20 protein-coding genes are annotated in these 20,364 nt (G+C 41.1%); 9 read left to right on the top strand and 11 right to left on the bottom strand.

Features of this window, described 5'->3' with window-relative positions; all coding sequences use genetic code 11:
• The first annotated feature begins 23 nt into the window (after positions 1-23).
• The gene (locus ACESM0_RS03705; protein ID WP_372903770.1) at positions 24-1,517 is read left to right on the top strand and encodes a sodium/proline symporter; all 1,494 of its coding nucleotides are present in this window, start codon (positions 24-26) and stop codon (positions 1,515-1,517) included.
• Between the two features lie 58 nt (positions 1,518-1,575).
• Here the strand turns inward: ACESM0_RS03705 and ACESM0_RS03700 are convergent, their stop codons facing one another.
• Both ACESM0_RS03700 and ACESM0_RS03695 read right to left on the bottom strand, forming a co-directional pair.
• Positions 1,576-2,895, bottom strand: coding sequence for a helicase-related protein (locus tag ACESM0_RS03700; RefSeq protein ID WP_372903768.1), 1,320 nt, complete (start codon positions 2,893-2,895; stop codon positions 1,576-1,578).
• Positions 2,896-3,034: 139 nt separating this feature from the next.
• Positions 3,035-3,898, bottom strand: a complete 864-nt coding sequence (locus ACESM0_RS03695) for a CPBP family intramembrane glutamic endopeptidase (RefSeq protein WP_372903766.1) — start codon at positions 3,896-3,898, stop codon at positions 3,035-3,037.
• Between the two features lie 82 nt (positions 3,899-3,980).
• Between ACESM0_RS03695 and ACESM0_RS03690 the strand changes: the two genes are divergently transcribed.
• Both ACESM0_RS03690 and secG read left to right on the top strand, forming a co-directional pair.
• The gene (locus tag ACESM0_RS03690; protein ID WP_372903764.1) at positions 3,981-4,604 is read left to right on the top strand and encodes an SOS response-associated peptidase family protein; all 624 of its coding nucleotides are present in this window, start codon (positions 3,981-3,983) and stop codon (positions 4,602-4,604) included.
• 120 nt (positions 4,605-4,724) lie between these two features.
• Positions 4,725-5,084 (top strand): preprotein translocase subunit SecG, encoded by a 360-nt coding sequence (gene secG / locus ACESM0_RS03685; RefSeq protein ID WP_372903762.1) that lies wholly within the window; start codon positions 4,725-4,727, stop codon positions 5,082-5,084.
• Between the two features lie 202 nt (positions 5,085-5,286).
• Here secG and ACESM0_RS03680 read toward each other — a convergent pair whose 3' ends face one another.
• From ACESM0_RS03680 to ACESM0_RS03645, 8 genes are all read right to left on the bottom strand, one after another.
• Positions 5,287-7,515 carry an NADP-dependent isocitrate dehydrogenase gene (locus ACESM0_RS03680; protein ID WP_372903760.1) on the bottom strand — a complete coding sequence of 743 codons (2,229 nt, stop codon included), beginning with the start codon at positions 7,513-7,515 and terminating at the stop codon, positions 5,287-5,289.
• Positions 7,516-7,604: 89 nt separating this feature from the next.
• Positions 7,605-8,150, bottom strand: a complete 546-nt coding sequence (locus ACESM0_RS03675) for a tetratricopeptide repeat protein (protein ID WP_372903758.1) — start codon at positions 8,148-8,150, stop codon at positions 7,605-7,607.
• Positions 8,151-8,362: 212 nt separating this feature from the next.
• Positions 8,363-9,007: a deoxynucleoside kinase gene (locus ACESM0_RS03670; protein ID WP_372903756.1), complete on the bottom strand. Its 645-nt coding sequence runs from the start codon at positions 9,005-9,007 to the stop codon at positions 8,363-8,365.
• A gap of 26 nt (positions 9,008-9,033) precedes the next feature.
• Entirely contained in the window at positions 9,034-9,519 is a 486-nt protein-coding gene (gene folK / locus ACESM0_RS03665) for a 2-amino-4-hydroxy-6-hydroxymethyldihydropteridine diphosphokinase (protein ID WP_372903755.1), read from the bottom strand.
• On the bottom strand, positions 9,507-9,887 hold the full coding sequence (gene folB / locus ACESM0_RS03660; protein WP_372903753.1) for a dihydroneopterin aldolase: 381 nt from the start codon (positions 9,885-9,887) through the stop codon (positions 9,507-9,509). Before folB ends, folK begins: the two co-directional genes overlap by 13 nt.
• A gap of 53 nt (positions 9,888-9,940) precedes the next feature.
• Positions 9,941-11,395, bottom strand: a complete 1,455-nt coding sequence (gene dnaA / locus ACESM0_RS03655) for a chromosomal replication initiator protein DnaA (RefSeq protein WP_372903751.1) — start codon at positions 11,393-11,395, stop codon at positions 9,941-9,943.
• 374 nt (positions 11,396-11,769) lie between these two features.
• Positions 11,770-12,639, bottom strand: coding sequence for a peptide chain release factor N(5)-glutamine methyltransferase (gene prmC / locus ACESM0_RS03650; protein ID WP_372903749.1), 870 nt, complete (start codon positions 12,637-12,639; stop codon positions 11,770-11,772).
• A gap of 6 nt (positions 12,640-12,645) precedes the next feature.
• Complete coding sequence (locus tag ACESM0_RS03645) at positions 12,646-13,041, bottom strand: hypothetical protein (RefSeq protein WP_372903747.1); 396 nt, start codon at positions 13,039-13,041, stop codon at positions 12,646-12,648.
• 198 nt (positions 13,042-13,239) lie between these two features.
• Here ACESM0_RS03645 and ACESM0_RS03640 point away from each other — a divergent pair, with 198 nt between their 5' ends.
• On the top strand, positions 13,240-14,112 hold the full coding sequence (locus ACESM0_RS03640; protein WP_372903745.1) for a hypothetical protein: 873 nt from the start codon (positions 13,240-13,242) through the stop codon (positions 14,110-14,112).
• On the opposite strand, the gene ACESM0_RS03635 is transcribed toward ACESM0_RS03640, so the two are convergent.
• On the bottom strand, positions 14,090-14,776 hold the full coding sequence (locus tag ACESM0_RS03635) for an HAD family hydrolase (RefSeq protein WP_372903743.1): 687 nt from the start codon (positions 14,774-14,776) through the stop codon (positions 14,090-14,092). The genes ACESM0_RS03640 and ACESM0_RS03635 overlap by 23 nt on opposite strands.
• A 71-nt stretch (positions 14,777-14,847) precedes the next feature.
• Here ACESM0_RS03635 and eno point away from each other — a divergent pair, with 71 nt between their 5' ends.
• From eno to ACESM0_RS03610, 5 genes are all read left to right on the top strand, one after another.
• Complete coding sequence (gene eno / locus ACESM0_RS03630) at positions 14,848-16,134, top strand: phosphopyruvate hydratase (RefSeq protein ID WP_372903741.1); 1,287 nt, start codon at positions 14,848-14,850, stop codon at positions 16,132-16,134.
• 203 nt (positions 16,135-16,337) lie between these two features.
• Entirely contained in the window at positions 16,338-17,873 is a 1,536-nt protein-coding gene (locus ACESM0_RS03625; protein WP_372903739.1) for a trehalase family glycosidase, read from the top strand.
• A gap of 40 nt (positions 17,874-17,913) precedes the next feature.
• Positions 17,914-19,074, top strand: a complete 1,161-nt coding sequence (gene recF / locus ACESM0_RS03620; protein ID WP_372903737.1) for a DNA replication/repair protein RecF — start codon at positions 17,914-17,916, stop codon at positions 19,072-19,074.
• Between the two features lie 6 nt (positions 19,075-19,080).
• On the top strand, positions 19,081-19,377 hold the full coding sequence (locus tag ACESM0_RS03615; protein ID WP_372903735.1) for a DUF721 domain-containing protein: 297 nt from the start codon (positions 19,081-19,083) through the stop codon (positions 19,375-19,377).
• Between the two features lie 22 nt (positions 19,378-19,399).
• Positions 19,400-20,364, top strand: a 965-nt coding sequence (locus ACESM0_RS03610; RefSeq protein WP_372903733.1) for a YbbR-like domain-containing protein, incomplete at its 3' end; no start/stop codon positions are given.

Raw genomic sequence — 20,364 nt, 5'->3', positions numbered from 1 at the left:
AGCGACTCGAAAGTCTAAAAAACATGGATGAAACACAGCTAATCTCCGTTTCATTAGATTCGAGTGCAGTTATCGCTTTTATAGCCTATCTGATCCTCATTATCGGCATTGGTATTTACGCGTCCAGATTTTCCTCCCGCGGAATTTCAGAATATTTTATTGGCGGACGTAAAATGAATCGTTTTGTAGTTGCTCTTTCGGCTGTTGTATCCGGTAGAAGTGCATGGCTGCTTCTGGGTGTGACGGGTATGGCCTACGCTCAGGGGCCATCAGCAGTTTGGGCCGTGCTCGGGTATATCATCGTTGAAATATTTCTCTTCCTCTATTACGGCAGAAGACTTAGAAATTTTACCGAGAACCGGAACTGTATAACGATACCTGATTTCTTTGCGGAGCGATTTAGCGATCATGATGGAAAACTCAGAATTACGATTGTAGTCATATTCCTGGTATTTATGATCGGGTATATCTCCTCTCAATTTGTAGCCGGAGGAAAAGCGTTTGCCTCCGGATTCGGACTCGGAACAGATACAGGTATTTTATTAACAGCGGGAATTGTCCTTGTATATACAATAATTGGTGGTTTTTTGGCGGTCAGTCTTACGGATATGTTTCAGGCAATCTTTATGATGCTAGCGCTTGTGATTTTACCTGCAGTTGCAATTATGAACTTTGGAGGACTCCAGGAACTGTTGAACTCGCTGACATTAATGGATATCATGTATGTGGATCCATTCGCGGTGTCTGTTGGAGCTGCCATTGGATTCTTGGGTATTGGGCTTGGGTCACCCGGTAATCCGCACATTTTAGCAAGATACATGTCTATTGATGATCCTAAGCAGTTTAAGTATGTAGCCGTGGTGGGAACAACGTGGAATGTATTGATGGCTTGGGGAGCGGTTTTTGTAGGACTTGCAGGCCGGGCATATTTTCCTGATGTAGAAATGCTGCCGGGAGCTGATACCGAGAATCTTTTCCCAATGCTTGCTCAGCTTCATCTGCATCCTATTCTATTTGGAGTTGTTTTGGCCTCAATATTTGCTGCTATTATGTCTACAGCAGATTCACAATTGCTGGTTGCTGCCTCCAGCGTGGTCAGGGATATCTATGAAAAGATCTTCAAAAGGGGTGTTGAAGTATCCCAAAACAAGCTGGTTTTATACAGCAGAGTTGTTGTGTTCTTTATCGTAATTTTGTCACTGATATTTGGATTTTATGCGGAAGATCTGGTCTTTTGGCTCGTTCTGTTTGCCTGGGCGGGACTTGGAGCTTCAATCGGGCCTACCTCCATTTTAGCTCTCTACTGGAAAGGAACAACCCGTGCCGGGATATTTGCCGGATTAATAACCGGTACGTTGGTTACCATTGGTTGGTACCTCATTCCGGAACTCAAGGGTGTGATGTACGAACTGATCCCCGGTTTTTTTGCGTCTTTACTTGCAACATGGTTGGTTAGCCTGTATACCGAACCTGCTCCTGATAGTAAAAAAGCATTTGCAGATATGTTCGACGAATAAAAAAAGGTGATCAAAGCAGGGTTTGATCACCTTCAAATTTATTTCAAATATTTATTTGTTAGGAAAATAGTTTTTTGAAAAATCCCACAAGTCCTTTTTCCTCTTTTTTCTTACCGGTTCTTCCACCTTCAAGCTGATCAAAAGTAGGTCGGGGTAAGCCATGATGCTTCCCACTCTCTTTTTGCCTGCTGTTAGATTTTTTGCTCTTTCCGCGCTTATTATTTCGCGACTTAGATTGTTTGCCGCTTTTCTTTTTCCCTTTTTTGCCGGAGGAAACTTTATCCTTCACACTTTTGGGCAGTGGTACTTCCTCGGGGGCATATCCAAACGATTTACAAATAGTCTGAATGTCTTCTCTGTCTTGTTTTGAAACAAGCGAGAGAATTCGGGTTGCTTTACCGTCTCCAACAAGTTCAGCACGCAGCTTATATTCGTTTACATCCTCGGGTACATCATAATTAATCACCTGTGTTGCATGCTCTAAAGGAAGGTCTTTGGCGGTCATATCACCAATAATTAAATGTTGTACATCATTGGTGGTAAAACGATTGAATCGTTCATCAAATGTTTCCTTGTTCAACTGCTGGTGAACACTCACCGCTCTTCGATTGCTCTTCCTTAAAATCTTATAGAGACGATCGGCAGTTCTTCTGGAGGCAGTGAAAATAACAACCGTATCCGATTTATTATTATCCAGATGAGCCATTAATGTAGAGATCTTGGATCTGGGCGGTACATTGATGTAATATTGAGTAAGGTCTTTGGTAATTTCGGGCTCTTTCTTTTTTTCAGGAGCTTTTTTAGCAAGAGTGACCAACTCAGGTTCTGTGAGAAGCTTATTTTCTGCATCACGCAGTTCTTTACTGTCTTTGGCAGCCGTAAAAATTCGCTGACACTTACCAATGATACGAGTAGATATATTGTCGATGGCATCCCAGTTTTCAACTTTTTCTGCCTGATCAACAATAAGTTGCTGTACTTCTCTGAATATTATTTTACCCTCTTCCAGTAAATTACTGAACTCCTCCGGTGTGGCAACTACCACCACAGGACCTGCAGAAAGAGCATTGAGTTTCTTTTTAGGGTCTCCATCAGATGTAATGCACGCACTCTCAATGGATGCATGATAACCTATAGCCCAAATCCATTCATCCAGAAATTTGGCACGTTCACTGTCGGGGGCTAAAATGATCCCCTTGGTGCCTTGGCGACGATCCGACTTGGCAATATCATTCAACAGGTTGATCAGGTAGCCAACTTCGGGCCTGTCATCTGTTGTGGTGTTAATTACTAAGTCGGAGCCTTCCTGAACTGCTTTAAAAATTTTCTTTTGTAGTGTTGAGGGGCTTTCAATCTTAACATCTTTCAACCCCTTCAAAATATCGGAACTTAGTCGAAACTGATTAAACGACAACTTTTTATCCTCACTTATTTAGTCAAAATTTCAATTCAAAAAATACCGGAACCTTCTTTCCGGCTTATGGCTCAGCCCTGAATAGTACAGGCAGCCATTTACTTTAATTACTATAAAACACGGTTAAGTAGATTTCATTCAACGTAAGCAGAATCATCAAGCCTAAAAGTCCGGCAGCTCCAGCTTCCGGCCCGAAATTTCCTCCGGTAAAAGCTTCGGGTCCGGTAGTTTCTGCAACCATCAGCATATGTTCAAATTGGCTGCCGCTTACCGGTAATCCAAAAACCGCGCCCTGAAAATAATTCCAGGAGAGATGCATTCCAAGAGGAATAGCTAAACTCTTCGTTATAATATAAGGATATGCGAACACCATTCCAGCAATAGATATGTTTAAAGTTGATACCCAGGTGGCATTTGGATTTCCAAGATGCGTTAAACCAAAGAAGAGAGAAGATAAAACTACGGCTGCGAGTACAGCCAGTGATTTTCCGGTTTTCTTAAAATGAAGTCCTTCTTGAATGTTGCGAATCAAGTAACCTCTAAAGTAAGTTTCTTCCCAAAAGCTTACAGCAGTCATGAAAATAAGTGTGACAGTCAAGCCTAAATAAAAGCCTTCTGAAGGGTTTTTAAACTGTTCAAAAGTGATATCAACCCACCCCATGACAATGTGAATTAATACAATTACTCCCATTGCTAATGCTGCCAGTACGTTTCCTGCTAAAAAATCTTTCAGCCAGCCCGAACTAAATCTAATGCCATACTCAGAAATTGGACGTCGGTCTATTTTTCGGGAACCGAGCCAAAGAATCCCGATCATAACTACTGCAAGCAATATGGTAAACCCATAACCTCTGAATCCCCAAAATCCTATTACAGCAATAGAGACGATCAAAATGGAGGTAACGATGAAAATTCTCCAAAAAGAACGCAGCCGGTTTTCGTAATAGCTAAAAAAGAGGATTTTCACGATTGAACGCTTATTATATATTCATCTGTTTTATAATAATAGAATCTGATAAGCAAACAATACAAAATTTTAAAGTGTAATTATGGCTAAGCGAGTCGCATTTTTTGCAGGTAAGGAGTCCGTTGAAACTTATTTTAATCTGGAATCGGATAGGGATAATATATATGAACCGCATTATAATTTATCTGCAGGTCATCATATTCCCATAGTGCGGAAGAGTGATGCTGAAAATTCGATAAGCAGGGTTCGATGGGGGGATGAAGAAACACATGAAACTGCAGTTGCTTTTAAAAAGGCAACTGATCTGCTTCAAAAAAAAGAGTTCATGAGCTGTGCCGTGCCACTAAGCGGTTTTTATATCTGGAAAGACGACAAGGAGAAAGGAAGCCCGTTTTTTGTACGTATGATAAATGGGCCACTGATGGTGGCTGCGGGTATTTATAACAAAAAAGAAGATTTCTTTAAGCTTATCACAATGCCCTCAAATGTTCTGATAAACCCAATGTCTGAAACGATGCCAGTTTTACTGGATAGAGAACTGTCTTTTAAATGGCTTGAGGCAGAAGAAAAGGATGAAACAGCCGAAATCATTGAAAAAGCAAAGAAGCTGTTTTTGTTAACTGACCTGTCTGTTCTTCGTGTTAGTGAGAAAGTTAACGACCCTTCAAATAACGATGAAAAACTAATTCAGCCAATTCCCAAATAGCGTTCGTGCTCTGTTTCTCTGCAATATTAGTTGTGTAATTCGTTACTACAAATACCTTTTTAATGAGGTGAAATAGTTTTATCTTAATCATTCTATAAATCAAAGAAATTTTTACACAGTATGTTATACGGAATTATTGTTTCAGTCATTACACTGATTAGTTTTCTATTAATCATCGTTATTCTGCTCCAGCCGGGACAGAAAGAAGGTTTGTCCGGTGGTTTGGCAGCCGGCATGGCCGGTGGCGCATCAATGGGTGCGCGCAGAACAGCAGATTTGCTTTCAAAAACAACCTCTATTTTAGCAGCTCTGTTTCTGTCACTGAGTGTTTTAGCAAACTTTGCGATCGATCGTGGCGATAGCGGCCAGAGCACTATTCAACAATCTGCAATGGAAAATGTTGATCCATCAGAATTTTCCGCTCCTTCGCAGACGGAATCCGCAGTTCCTCAGCAGGAAGACCTGGATATTGAAGAATAAACCCTTCTAATTTTCGGATAATTTTTAGCCGTGATTTGGTTTCACCAAGTCACGGCTTTTTTATTGCGCTATTCTTACTGAAAAAGCATCTCTTTAAAATAGAAGGAGTCTGCTTTGGGATACCTCAGATCTTTGGTGAGCATAAAAAAACCCGAATCTTATGATTCGGGTTTTAGATAAAGGATGTGATTTTTGAAGAATCTTAAACAGATTCAATAATGGAATTCAAGGTTTCACTGGGCCTCATACGGTCAAAAACCATTTCCCGATTTGGCCAATAGTAACCTTCAATGTCTTCCGGTTGACCCTGGGCATCAATTAACTCGTGATTGATTTGAGCCTCATTCTCTTCCAGCTGCCCAGCAACAGATTTAAAATGCTCTGCCAAATCCTTGTCTTTTGTCTGTTCAGCCAAAGCACGAGCCCAATACATGGCGAGATAAAAATGGCTGCCACGATTGTCATGTTCGTTTACTTTTCTGGATGGAGACTTATCATTTTGCAAATAGGTTGTATTTGCTTCATTTAATGCTTCAGAAAGTATCAGAGCCCGGTCATTATCAAATGTTTTTGATAAATGTTCCAGGGATACTGCGAGAGCCAGAAATTCACCCAGAGAGTCCCATCTCAGGTGTCCTTCATCCAAAAACTGCTGAATATGCTTTGGAGCTGAGCCACCGGCTCCGGTTTCAAAAAGTCCGCCGCCGTTCATCAATGGAACAATAGAGAGCATTTTTGCACTGGTCCCGACCTCAAGAATTGGAAATAGGTCTGTAAGGTAATCGCGAAGAACGTTTCCGGTAACGGAGATTGTGTCTTTTCCGTCTTTCGTTCTTTTCAGCGTGTATCGCATTGCCTTAACGGGCGACATGATCTGAATATTCAAGCCGTCTGTATCGAACTCAGGCAAATACTGGTTTACTTTTTTGATCAGCTCTGTGTCGTGAGCACGATCTTCATCAAGCCAGAAGATGGCCGGATCGCCGGTTTCACGTGCTCTCCGTACTGCAAGGCCAACCCAGTCTTTAATGGGGTCGTCTTTGGTTTGGCACATTCTCCAGATATCGCCTTTCTCAACGTTATGCTCTATCAGTGTGTCACCTTTTTTATTTACTACGCGTACACTCCCCTTACCGGAAATTTCGAAAGTTTTGTCATGCGATCCATACTCTTCGGCTTTCTTAGCCATCAGTCCCACATTGGGTACGCTTCCCATAGTGGTTGGGTCAAAAGCACCGTGCTCTTTACAGAAATCGATGATTTCCTGATAAATTCCTGCATAGCTGCTTTCAGGAATGACGGCTTTTGTATCCTGTGTCTCATCGTTTTTGTTCCACATCTGCCCTGATGTACGGATCATGGCCGGCATGGAGGCATCGATAATGACATCGCTCGGTACATGCAGATTGGTTATTCCCTTGTGTGAATTAACCATCGCCAAGTCCGGTCCATTTTCGTAACATTTCTGAATATCAGCTTCAATCTCAGCCTGTTTCTCATCAGGCAGTTCTTTGATTTTTGCTTCCAAATCGCCAAATCCGTTATTGGGATCAACACCAAGTTCGTCCAGGGTTTCACCGTGCTTTTCAAAAACATCTTTGAAGTATACTCTCACGGCATGGCCAAAAATGATAGGATCTGAAACCTTCATCATGGTTGCTTTCATATGAAGTGAGAAAAGGACGCCTTTTTCCTTGGCATCCTGAACCTGATTTTCTAAAAACTCCAGCAGTTCTTTTTTACTTAAAGCTGCTGCATCAATGACTTCTCCGGGTAAAAGCGAGAGACCATCCTTTAAAACGGTTACGTCTCCGTTTTCATCCACAAACTCAATTTTCACTTCATCTTCGCTATCCAGTGTCAGAGATTTTTCGGAGTGAGCAAAGTCATTGTCATTCATTGCGGAAACATGGGTTTTAGAGTCTTTACTCCATTCCCCCATCGAGTGCGGATTATTTTTGGCATACTCTTTTACAGGTTTGGGAGCTCTTCTGTCTGAATTACCCTCTCGCAAAACCGGATTTACAGCGCTACCTTTTACCGTATTATAGCGTTCCTGAATTTTCTTTTCTTTGTCGTTTTTAGGCTCTTCAGGATAATCAGGGAGGTTGTACCCTTTATTTTGCAACTCTTTAATTGCGCCAACGAGTTGAGGAACAGAAGCACTGATGTTTGGAAGTTTGATGATATTAGCTTCCGGCTTTTTAGCCAAGTTGCCAAGTTCATCTAAATCATCCGATACTTTTTGATCCTCATTTAAGTAATCCGGGAAATTTGCCAGAATTCTACCTGCAAGTGAGATGTCTTTGGTTTCCACGTTTACTCCGGCAGCTTTTGTAAAAGCTTCAACAATTGGCAGGAAAGAGTGGGTTGCAAGGTAGGGGCCCTCGTCAGTGATTGTATAAAAGATTTTAGCTTTATCAGTACTCATGTTTACAATACTTTTTCGGTTAGTTATTTATTTTTTAACTCTGCATGATTTACCGGGTGTCTTAAAAAACTTCAAAGCAGACACCGATGCTACTCTTCTTCGAGCAGATTTTTCACATACTCATTTTCAGGATCCATCTTCAATGCCTGCTGATAGTATGTATTTGCTTTTTCGTCGTGGCCACCTTTTTTCATCAGGTCGCCCATTAATATCCAGTTTTCCACGTCTCGGGGATCTTTACGAATTCTATCCAAAAGATAAGGAATAGCTTCATTCCCTTTCCCTGCCATAACCATGTAGAGTACCATGTTTCTGTGAGCGGTGGGCAGGTTATCCAGTTTTATAGCACGCTCAAAATCTTCCCGTGCATTTTCAGCATCGTCATCGTTTAGATAAGAGTATCCTCTCAGATTGTAGAGTCTTCCATCTTCATCATCTCTTTCAATGGCATCGGTTAAAGATTTAATGCTCGATTCCCATTGATTGAGTTTCTGCATTACCTCTCCTTCAAGAGTGTATCCTTCCGGTGCATCCGGGTTCATCCTTTGTAGTTGTCTTGCGGTATCGAGGCTCTTATCAAGATCTCTTTCGTGTAAAAGCTCGTATCCTTGTTTATGCTTTTCTTCGAAACTCATGAATTATCAGTCTTTTTCTCTTTTTCGGTTATATCTTCAAATTCCGCATCTTCGATTTGATCTAAATTGGGCCGTTTTTTTCGCTTGGATGGCCCCTGTCGAAATTGATCAAAAGGAGATTGTGATTTTCTTTTCTGTTTTGATTTCGGCCCTGTAATTAGTCTATAAACCAAATAGATAAAAAGGGCTATTAGTAACCAACGGATCATTAATTAGCCAGGTATAATATGAATATGTGTATTGCTTCGAATGGGTTGATTGTAAATCTGTTCTTTAATATACGACAAGTGACTTGGATTATTAACAAAATCGATTTCTGATGCGTTAATAATCATCAAAGGTGCTTTGTTGTAGTGATAAAAAAATTGATTGTACGCATCACTCAGTTCCTGCAGATAGTCGGGGGTTATATGTTTTTCATAATCTCTTCCACGCTGCTCAATGTTACTCATCAACCGATCTACATTACTTTGCAGATATAGAACAAGATCCGGCTTAGCAGAAATCCCTGTCATTATATTGTAAATGTTGTCATACAAATTCATTTCATCCTCGCCAAGATTCAGCCGAGCAAAAATGCGGTCTTTTTCAAACATGTAGTCAGACACGATACCGCCGTCAAAGAGGTCGCGACTGAGCATTCGCTGCTGCTGTTTGAAACGGCTGGCCAGGAATGAAAGCTGAGTCTGAAATGCGTAACGTTCTCGATTTTCGTAAAAATGAGGAAGAAAAGGATTCTCTTCAAACTCTTCCAATACTAAACGGGCATTACTGCTTTCGGCAATTAGTTTTGCCAATGACGTTTTTCCGGCTCCTATAACGCCTTCAATAGCGATAAAGTCAAATTGATTGGGCATTGTTCTTTGCTAAATCCTTATGGTATTTACCAGCTAATATCTGTTTTTTCAATCTCCATGCGCGGTGCATTTTCTACCATCTGCTGAATAGGAGTTCCGGTTGAGATGTCTACCCAATCCGGGTCAATTTCCAGCATAGGCTTAAGCACAAAAAGGCGCTTTCGATATTCCGGGTGTGGAATAATAAGGGTATCCTTATCAATCACCAAGTTTCCGTAGCGAATGATATCCAGGTCCAGAACTCTGGGCCCCCACCGTTCTGTTTGAGTTCGGCCCGCCTCTTTTTCAAATGTTTTTAGCTGATCTAAAAGATCTTGAGGAGATAAGCCGGTGGTGATTTTTGCGGCCCCATTGTAAAATGTGTATTTGGCAGGCCCTACAGGTTCCGACTCCCAGATGGATGATTTAACAATTGGCTTGAGAGATAATGAGTTCAAAAACTCTGCAGCTGATTTGAAACTTTTCAGACGATCTCCCAGATTGGCCCCAATTGCAACAATTACCGTTTCCATGTCATGGTTATTTGAGCATACTCTGCCGGGGAGTCAACCGGCGGGCTTAGCTTTCTTACGGTTACAATAAGCTCCTGAACGGTCTCAGCTTTTTTGAAAAGTTCTTCTCCGATTTGATAGCAAAGTGTTTCAATTAGTTTTTTGGAGGGACCGTAAATAATTTCTGCAGCAGTCTTTTCTGCCAGGGCATAGTCGAAGGTTTTGTCCAGCTCCTCATTTTTGATAGAGTCTTTAAAAAATCCTTTCGCGGTTACATCCACTTCAAACTGATTTCCTTCGATTCTTTCTATTTCGGCATGCCCGTGCTTACCATGGAACTGAATGGATTTAATAGCGATGACATCCGGTGCGTCCTGAGAGTTTTGCATGAAACTGGTTCGAAATAGAAAATCAGGTGAGCATTATCTTGTGCATTTTAGTATCAAAGGCTGGCTACTTCAATTCTCTGTTCCAGTTCGTTGAGGATACGCTTGTGCTTCGGGCTTGTAGAGAGCCTCTCCTCCACTGTAGAGATAGCGTGGATCACCGTTGAATGGTCACGTCCGCCGAACTGTAACCCGATCGTTTTAAGGCTCGATTTCGTGTATTTCTTGGAGAGGAACATGGCGATTTGCCGTGCTTCTACAATTTCTTGCTTTCGGGTTTTCTCACGCACCTTATTTGTATCAATTCCAAAATGCTCACACACATAATTTTGAATGGATTCTATGGAGATCTGAGTGTGTGAGCTTTTTACCATATCCTTCAGCACATTTTTAGCCAAAGTAAGGTCAATTTCATCTACATTTTTGAGTGAAGCTGTGGCCAGCAATTTAATGATGGCTCCTTCCAGGTCGCGAACATTGGACTTGAAATTGTGAGCGATAAACTCAAGAATATTTGGGTCAAGCGTGATACCATTGTCGTTGGCTTTTCGCTCTAGTATGGCAAAACGGGTTTCATATTCGGGAATTTGCAGATCTGCACTTAAACCCCAGCTGAAACGGGAAATCAGGCGGTCTTCGATATCGGGAATATCTTTGGGTGCGCGGTCGCTGCTTAAAATAATCTGTTTTCCATCCTGATGGAGAGCGTTGAAAATGTGGAAGAACTCCTCCTGTGTTTTTTCCTTTCCGCTGAAGAACTGAATGTCGTCTACAATAAGTACGTCAATGTTTCTGTAATAGGTGGTGAATTCACTTGCCCGGTTGTTTCGGATAGCCTGAACAAACTCATTGGTAAAAGTTTCTGAGGAGACATACATCACGGCAAACTCATCCCCGAAGTCCCGCTTTATCTTGTTGCCAATACTTTGAATAAGGTGTGTCTTACCCAGTCCGGTTCCGCCATATACAAATAGCGGATTAAATGAATTTTTTCCGGGATTTTCAGCAATAGCCATAGCTGCAGATCGTGCCAGCCGGTTGCAGTCTCCCTCAATATATCGTTCAAAAACGTAGTTGCTGTTTAGATTCGACTCAATATTTGCCTTTTTAATCCCCGGAATGACGAATGGATTTTCAATTTTACCGGGGTGGTAGTCAGAAAAAGTATTGACCTGCTGTGAATTGTTTGGAGGACTTGGGCGCTGCGGCAATCTCACGGATCGATTGTCTTCCATCCGATCAGATTTCTCTACCAATACTGAATATTCCAGCTTTCCTTTATCGCCTAAAATTTTCGCGATAGTAGAACGAAGCATATTATAGTAGTGCTCTTCCAGCCATTCGTACCAAAATTGACTGGGAACCTGAATTGTAAGAGTATCATTTTCGAGCTTGACAGGTTTGATCGGTTCAAACCAAGATTTATACTTCTGATAACTGATATTATCCTGAATAATCTCTAAACATTCACTCCATGCACTTTCAGCGGTAAGTGTATTCAATGTAAACAACCTCCTGGGGACTTGTGGTATTAAAATATTGAGCAGTTATCCACACGGGTCAAATGGACTTCTGTAATAACTGAACAGAAAATGTGAATTTATTACTCTGAAATCAAAAAAATTTTACACGGTTCTCCCAAAGTTATCCACATTTTTATAAATACCGTAAACTATTGGTGTGCAACGTATAAATGTTTATTTAAAAAAACTACCAAATTCCGCTTGACACTGCTTAACAATTCCCTAACGCAAATTTAGTCTGAAGGAAACTTTAAATTTTCGGCAATAAAAACTTTTCCACAAGTTATCCACATTGTGTGCGATATATAAGTGCTTACCGGTGGAAATTGTGTAAAAGAAGCAAAAAAGCAATTGATGCAGCGCTATTTAGCGGGATTTTGGGCAATAACAAACCGATCATTCTCATCATAGTCTTGAATGAGTTCTGCGTCATGATAAAATGAGATGGCAGCCTCTTTTATTTTCGTGGCGAATTTGTCATTGCACTCCAGGAAAAGCTTGGCTTCGCAGAGCGATGCGAATTCACAGATTTTACGATAAAGTGAGATAGGGTCATCATGGAAAAGCGCAAGGTTAGGTTCAAAGTTTAGAACCTGTGGATCCATCTCACTTTTTTCGGTGGGGGTAATATATGGGGGATTGGAGATAATGATATCCCAATCCTGATTCATAATATTTTTATTCTTAGCTAACGTATTCATGTCAGCTTCAAGGAAGGTTACTTCTACTTCGTTGAGCTCAGCGTTGTGGGAAGATATTTTTAGAGCTTCAGGTGAAATATCAACTCCGGTGCATTTCCAATTGGGACGAGCTTTTTTAATGGCAATTGGAATGCATCCACTGCCGGTTCCTATATCCAGAACATTCAGGTGGTCGGAGTTGGAATGTTGATTGAGTACTAGTTCTGCCAGCTGTTCTGTTTCTGTTCTTGGAATAAGTACATTTTTGTCTATGTGTATTGTACAATTCAGAAAATCAGTAGATCCGGTCAGATGCTGCAGAGGTTCGTGTAAACTTCTTCTCTTTACCAGGGGACGCAGCTGATCTAGTTCGGTGGTGGAGAGCGGACGGTCGAACTTCAGATAGAGATCCAGTCGATTAATATTAAGTACATCAGCTAAAAGCCATTCGATACTGAGCCTGGGATTTTGAACACTCTTTTCTTCAAAAAAATCCGTGGCCCATTCAAGCATGGACAGAACTGTCCAGACTTTTTCGGAATTACTGCTCATCTAAAATTAATCTTCCTCTTCTTCTTCGGAAGCGGGAGATGCAACTTCTTCTTGCAGTGAAAGTCCAAATCGTTTCGAAAAGTCCATAATAAAATCAATTACATCAGACTCGATGCTTCTTTCTTCCGAGAGAGAGCTGCCGCGAAATCCCATTCTCCCGCCTGATTTTTTGAGTTCAATGCGTGTATGATCGTCGTTGCACTCAAGAATGGCGGTTAATGTAATTGTTGCGTTAATCTGTTTTTCATACTGCTCGTAAACGGCAACAAAAATTTCGTCGTTGTTTGCTGATGATTTATAATTGTATAGAAACTTCGGTTCTAAAGCTTCAAACAGCTTAGATGGAATTCTTCGAAGTGTCTTGTTTGGCCCGTATGCCAAATATTTTGTGACTGTGCTCATAATCACCTAAATGATTGAATTGAAGTATGAAAAGAGAAATTTCTGCCTGAATAAAAGCCTAAATACAACAATAATCAAATGCCGTTTTACAAAAGAAGCATCTTTCAATAAAATTATTGACCTTATTCTATTGTTAGATGCAATGGATTTGACGATTAATGCGTTAGAGAACTAAGTTATTCAGAACTACTCAGGTATATGAAAAAATCAATACAACTTCTACAAACAGGCTTACTTGCTCTACTAATCTCATTTTTTTTCTCAAGTGATTTAAAAGCTCAAATTGAGGAACCCGACGTAATTAAAACTCAACGAGACGCTGTGACGCTTAGTGATGAGTATGAATCAGGGTTCGGAATAAATATTAACATGAACAATTTTGGGTTTGGTATTGGCGGTGAATACCGAAGAGTGGTCGGACCACAATCCGAAATTATGTTCTCTTTGGGCATAACAGGTTTACGAGATGAAAGTGAACAGACGTTTACCGACTTTTTCTTTGGCCAGCAGATTATACCAAACAAATTTAAGAGGGGACTTGCCTTTCCGCTGATGGCAGGGTTTCGGCAGCGTATTTTTCCTAAAGTTGTACAAGAGAACTACAGATTTTTTGTGAGTGCACAAGCCGGCCCGGTAGCGGCTTTTACATATCCATACTTTAATGATCGGAATGGCAATAATTATCGCGAGACCGGAAATGAGTATCTGCTTATCGAAGATAACGGCGAGATATTCGTTCAATTTGCACAACCGGAACGAGTTAATGATGTTTTTTCAAGAATGGGTGATGGCGATTGGCATTGGGGCGGTGCAGGTGAAATTAAACTGGGTGTGGATATTGGAAGTAATTTTTCTCGTTTGAACAGCATTGAATTTGGTTACTACTTCTATTACTTCACTGAGGGAATTCAAATGATGCAACCAAAGCAACCGGTTATTCAGCAACAAGCAGGTCCAAACCAAAGCCCCTACGTTTGGGAAAATGGCCAGCTGGTACTGGAAGACTTTTTTGAGCCCCAGAAATTTTTTGGTACACCTCAGATTACCTTCACGTTTGGTTGGCTTTGGTAAGTTGGAAAAGCCATTTTTTTGGTGAGCTGAGGGAGTCTAAAATCAGATCAGGTTGATGCTTGCGGAGTTGCGTTTTGTTAAAACCTCCGGTTGTAACGGCTACAGCTTTTGCTCCAAAATGATGTGCACATCGAACATCATTAGGAGTATCGCCAATAACGATAAATTGATTTGATTCAGCCGGTTGATTATACCTTTTCTTATACTCCATGCTGGCTAGTCCCGGCAAATGGTTCCTATCGTGATGGTCACAGCCAAAGCCACCAAAAGCGAATACCTTGTTTAAGCCCACTGCTCCTACCTTTGCATAAGCTACTTCCCGATAGTTTCCTGTACATAAACCAACGGGTATATTGTGAATCCGGGCGAAATCTATCGCTTCACGTACTCCCTCAATCATATCTACATATTCCGCTGAGAGATTTTCCGTCATCAATTTGATATACCGGGCTGAAACAGAACTATACAGGCCCCGGGTGTGTGAGAACTCCTCAATAAGCTCAGAAAAAATATCCTTGTCCGTTCGACCGGCAAATGATCGATTTCTCAGTGAAATATCACTGAGTTCAAACTCCGTTAATATTTGATGTATAATTTCATGCAGGAAATTCTTTTTCACATGAAGTAGGGTTCCGTCAATATCGAATAGTAAAATAGGTTTCATCGTTCTATTTCTTGATGAATAGATTTAGCATTAAATTGAAAGTACATATACACTAACTAAAAAAATTGATTATGAGTTTAATTGAAGACATCCATGCAAGGCAAATTCTGGATTCACGTGGCAACCCAACAGTTGAGGTTGACGTGGTTTTGTCTAATGGAGCCATAGGAAGGGCAGCAGTTCCGTCAGGTGCATCAACAGGAGAGCACGAAGCCGTAGAGCTGCGAGATGATGACAAGAGTTATTATCTGGGAAAAAGCGTTATAAAGGCTGTTGAAAATGTGAATGGTGAAATTGCAGATGAACTGATTGGGTATCCTGCATATTTACAGACAGAAATTGATCAGATGATGATTCAGTTGGACGGTACTCCAAATAAATCGAAATTGGGAGCTAATGCTATATTGGGTGTCTCAATGGCTGTGGCCAAGGCAGCAGCGGAAACAACCGGACTTCCTCTTTGGAGATATTTGGGTGGTGTAAACTCAAAAGTATTGCCGCTCCCAATGATGAATATCATTAATGGCGGTTCACACGCTGATAATAATGTAGATCCGCAGGAATTTATGATTATGCCGGCGGGAGCAGACTCCTACAGTAAAGCAGTGCAAATGGGAGCTGAAATATTTCATAACCTTAAAAAGGTTCTCTCTTCAAAAGGATATAGTACAGCTGTTGGGGATGAAGGAGGATTTGCTCCTGATCTCAAATCTAACGAAGAGGCTGTAGAAGTAATTCTAAAGGCCATAGAAAAAGCCGGATATACCCCGGGAGATGATGTGTTAATCGCTCTCGACCCTGCAGCTTCTGAGTTTTACAATACTGAAACCGGTATCTACGAATTTAAGTGGAGTGACGGTTCAAAACGTGATGCCGATGCAATGGTTGAATACTGGACCGAGTGGGCCGAAAAATATCCGATTATATCCATCGAAGATGGAATGTATGAGGATGACTGGGACGGCTGGAAAACCATGACGGATGCTTTGGGTGATAAGGTACAGCTTGTTGGCGACGACCTTTTTGTAACCAACACGGATCGTTTGGCTGAGGGAATTAAGAAAGGAATTGGAAACTCAATTCTTATCAAGGTGAACCAGATCGGTACGTTAACCGAAACGCTTGACGCGATTGAGATGGCTCATAAAAACGGTTACACAGCTGTAATTTCCCACAGATCCGGTGAAACAGAGGATACCACTATAGCCGATATCGCAGTGGCCACAAACGCAGGTCAGATTAAAACGGGCTCTATGAGTCGTACCGACCGGATTGCCAAATACAATCAGCTCTTTAGAATTGAAGAGGAACTGGGTGAAAGTGCACTTTTCCTTGGAAGAGACGTATTTGGGCTATAACAAAAATTCATATATCGCATTTGAAAAGGGACAGTCAACACTGTCTCTTTTTTTATGGGAAAAAATTTTCGTAAAACACGGTAAGTGATTAAAATCTGCTAATTTGAAAGTACGCCTTTAAAAAACCAATTCTGAACAGTACTTTTTTCCCTGTTAAGTAAAAGCTCAAATTGTAGAGCCGTAAATTGGATTCGGGTAAACATATGGTTTCACAGAAGAAACAGATACAGCTCGCTGGAGAGTTATTTGAAGCTGTCCAGAAAAAGAAGATTTTCCCCGACTGCAAGCAATTTGTGGATATGGTTCCAAAGGATGATCCTGAGAGAATTTTCCGGCTATGGGAAAAACTAAAGGATGAACCCATTTTTGATCTGAAAACGTTTGTTCTTACCTATTTTGAGAAGCCGGAAGAGTATTCACAAGTAGTCAATATCAACAGGAAAAAGATCTGCAGAGAGCACATCAGTTCTCTTTGGAATGTGTTGTTTAGAAAACCGGATAAAGCAGTTTCCGAGTTTGATTCATTGATACCATTGCCACATCCTTACGTTGTATCGGGTGGAAATTTCAGAGAAGTATACTATTGGGAAAGCTATTTTATAGCTCAGGGTCTCCGTGCTGATGGCCACGAAAAAATGATCCTGAATATGGTACACAATTTTAGCCATCTCATTAAAAAATTTGGGTATGTACCCGGTGGTAACAGGGTGTATCATTTCGATCGGTCGCAGCCTCCATTTTATACTCCGCTCGCGGAAATGGGAATTAAACTTTTTGGAGATGACCTGCTGAGTAAAGTTATTCCGGCCGCTGAAAAAGAGTACAATTATTGGATGGATAAAGATGAAAATGAGGAGAAGCACGCCGTTTCATTTTCTATTCAAAAAAGAGTTGGCCCTGAAGATAAAGTTCAAACAAGTAACTACAGGCTTAATCGCTATTGGTCTGACCAGGTAACACCTCGGCAGGAGTATTGGAACAGAGATTTAGCAGAAGCCAGGAGTTTTAATGGGAATAATAAAAATGAGCTTTACAGAAATATTCGAGCAGCAAGTGAGTCGGGCTGGGGCTTAAACAGCCGCTGGCTGACCCGAACTAATGGTCAAAAAACATTATCTACAACCGATATACTCCCTTTAGATCTAAACACGCTTATCTGGTATATGGAGAAAAAAATATCGGAGTGGAATTTTAGGGTCGGAAAAGATGATAGAGCCCGCGAGTTTGAACGAAGAGCCTATCAGCGGAAAAAATCGATCATTGACCTGATGTGGGGTAAATCAGAAGGATTCTTTTTTGATTACAATGTTCGAACAAAAAAGCGAACCGAACAGTGGACACTTGCTGTTGTATATCCGCTCTATTTTGGGTTGGCAACGAAAGATCAGGCAACTAAAATTGCCTCGCACCTTGAAAGAAGATTTTTAAAGAAAGGCGGTTTGGTAACAAGCCTGCAGGAGTCGGGCCGGCAATGGGATGCACCATACGGATGGGCACCCTTGCATTGGATGGCAGTTGTGGGGTTAAAAAATTACGGATTCAATCGCTTGTCAGATGAAATAAACAAGCGTTGGATGAATTTAGTTGATCAGGTTTTTAAGCAAACCGGTAAACTGGTTGAAAAATATAATGTAATTGACCTCGATGGTGATAATGCGGGTGGAGATTATGCCCATCAGGATGGATATGGCTGGACAAATGGTGTTTACAGCGCTCTCGACGAAATACCAAAAGAGTAGTATATATCCCTGAGAGTGAACATTATTTCATGTATTTTGTTTGTCTGATGAAATTGATGATGAACAGAATATGCGTATAAATCGCCTCAAGCTTCGAAATTTTAGAAATCATATAGATACAGAAGTTCGGTTTGCCCCGCACATCAATCTGATTACAGGACAGAATGGCTCTGGGAAAACCAACCTGATTGATGCCATTCACTATCTCTGTATGAGTCGCAGTTTTGTTGCTTCCAGCGATATGTATGTTCCCCACCACGAGGAAAAGTATTTTATGATTAACGGTGATTTTGAGGGTGAGATCCGGGCATCCTTCAAAGTAAGCTGCAGTTATTCGAAAGGCGATGGGAAAAAGATTTTTGTGAACGACAGCCCTCTGGATCGGCTCTCGGACCTGATTGGGATGGTTCCGGTTGTTGTTTTGAGTCCTGAAGATAAAAAACTGACCAGCGACGGGCCGGCCGAACGTCGATCTTTTCTGGATTCGCTAATCAGTCAGATATCGCCAAAGTATTTGCGTGATTTGATGAAGTTCAGAAAAATCAGAAAACAGCGGAATAAGCTTCTTCAGGAATTTCGGGGTTCTCTTTCCATGCTGAAAACATATCTTGAACCGTGGGATGAGCAGCTGACAGAAACCGGAGCATCCATTATCTGTAAGCGATTTGAAGTTCTTGAACAGTTTAAAAGATACCTTGCTCTGCAGTATCGTACTATTTCGGAATTGAAGCTGGAACCGACACTGGAGTATCAAACGATCTGTGAGGATTTGAGCAGTATTGACACGATTCGCGAGACATACCTCGAGCTTTTGGAAAAAGATTTCGAGAAAGAAGCAGAGCGCGAGCAGACACTTACGGGTCCGCATCGCGACGAAATTGTATTTTACCTGGATGATAGTGAGCTTCGGAAATATGGATCACAGGGACAGCATCGTCTTTTTTCTATGGCGCTGAAGATGGCTCAGCTTTTTTACTATACAGATCAGCTGGATGACCTGCCAATCATGTTGCTGGACGATGTGTTTGGGAATCTGGATCAACACAAAATTGACGTAATTACGGAAACACTGACGAAACACAGCGGACAAACGTTTATAACTTCAGCCACTGATGGTCCCTTTACAGTAAGCCAGTTTGAGAATAAGGAAGAAAATGCATGGTATATTGTTCAGGATGGAAAGGTTTCAACTAAATATTAGACGTTTATGGCATTTGGTAAAAAACCGGAATCAATAGAGCATTTACTAAAGAATTTTTTGAAGAAAATTCCGCAGAAGACGGAGCTTCGCAGAGGAATGGTTCTTCATTTTTGGCCCGAAGTAGTTGGTGAGAATATCAGCTCTGTTACTAAAAACTTAAGGTTTGAAGGGGATAAACTATTTGTAAACGTTGAAAGTGAAGTATGGCGGCACGAAATTCATGCAAACCGGTATTCTATCGTAAAACGGCTGAACGATAAGGTGGGTTCAAAAGTGGTAAAAGAAATTGTTGTGCGAGCTTAAATTAAATCCGCATATTTAGCCTATGAATTTTTGGGATTTCATAACAAATCGATTTAAAGCATTCTTCTCTTCTTCAGAGGCCGAGGGGGGGGAATCTGATGAAAATAATTTCTTTGCACGGGAAAAAGTAATTGTATTCAGTATTGCTTTTGTTTTGGCTCTGAGTCTTTGGTTTGTAGTGAATATGAATCGAGAATTTAATATTACGGTCCAGGTTCCGGTTGAATTAACAAATCTGCCGGATAATCTGGCATTGCGCAGTGATGTTCCAGAAGACGTAGCCGTAAATGTTACCGGCGAAGGATGGAATTTGATATCTCTGTACAGTAATCCTCCCAAAGTAAGTGTGGATGCAGAATCACGTCAGATAAATCTGTTTGAACAGATCCGGAATATGTCGGGGTCTTTTTCAGAACTTAATGTTACGCAGGTTGATCCCATCATGCTAACCATTGAAACCGAAGAGAAGGCAACGAAAAAAGTTCCGATTGTCACTCAAATCGATCTTAATTTAAAAAACCGTTATGGGTTGATCGGAGAGCCCGAAATTAGCCCCGACAGTGTAACATTGACAGGCGCTGAATCCAGGCTGCAAGAACTTTCACAATGGGAAACTGAGGAGGTATCTCTGGATGATGTTTCCAGTAGTATGGAGAGAGTGATTAATCTAAGGGAATCCACCGGTGGAGTTATTTTGAGCACAAATGAAGTAAATTATCAGATTAACGTAGCTGAATTTACGGAAGCTGAGGTAAGAGTGCCGGTTCGAACACGTAATCTGCCATCAGGCGAGTCAGTTTCATTTAATCCATCATCAATTACGATCCGTTATGATGTCCCGATTAATCAATACTCAGATGTGCAGAGTATCCGTCCATTTGCGGTATACGTTGATTATGCCGACTTGCAAGCCGATGATACAGGATATATAACTCCCCGGGTAGAAAAAAATACAGACGACTTTGATGTTCGGTTGAGAAGTTTCCA

Origin of the sequence: Rhodohalobacter sp. (genome assembly GCF_041686455.1) — a bacterium.
Lineage (GTDB): Bacteria > Bacteroidota > Rhodothermia > Balneolales > Balneolaceae > Rhodohalobacter.
The sequence above is the reverse complement of the archived record's forward strand: the minus strand, read 5'-3'. Positions and strand labels throughout refer to the sequence as shown.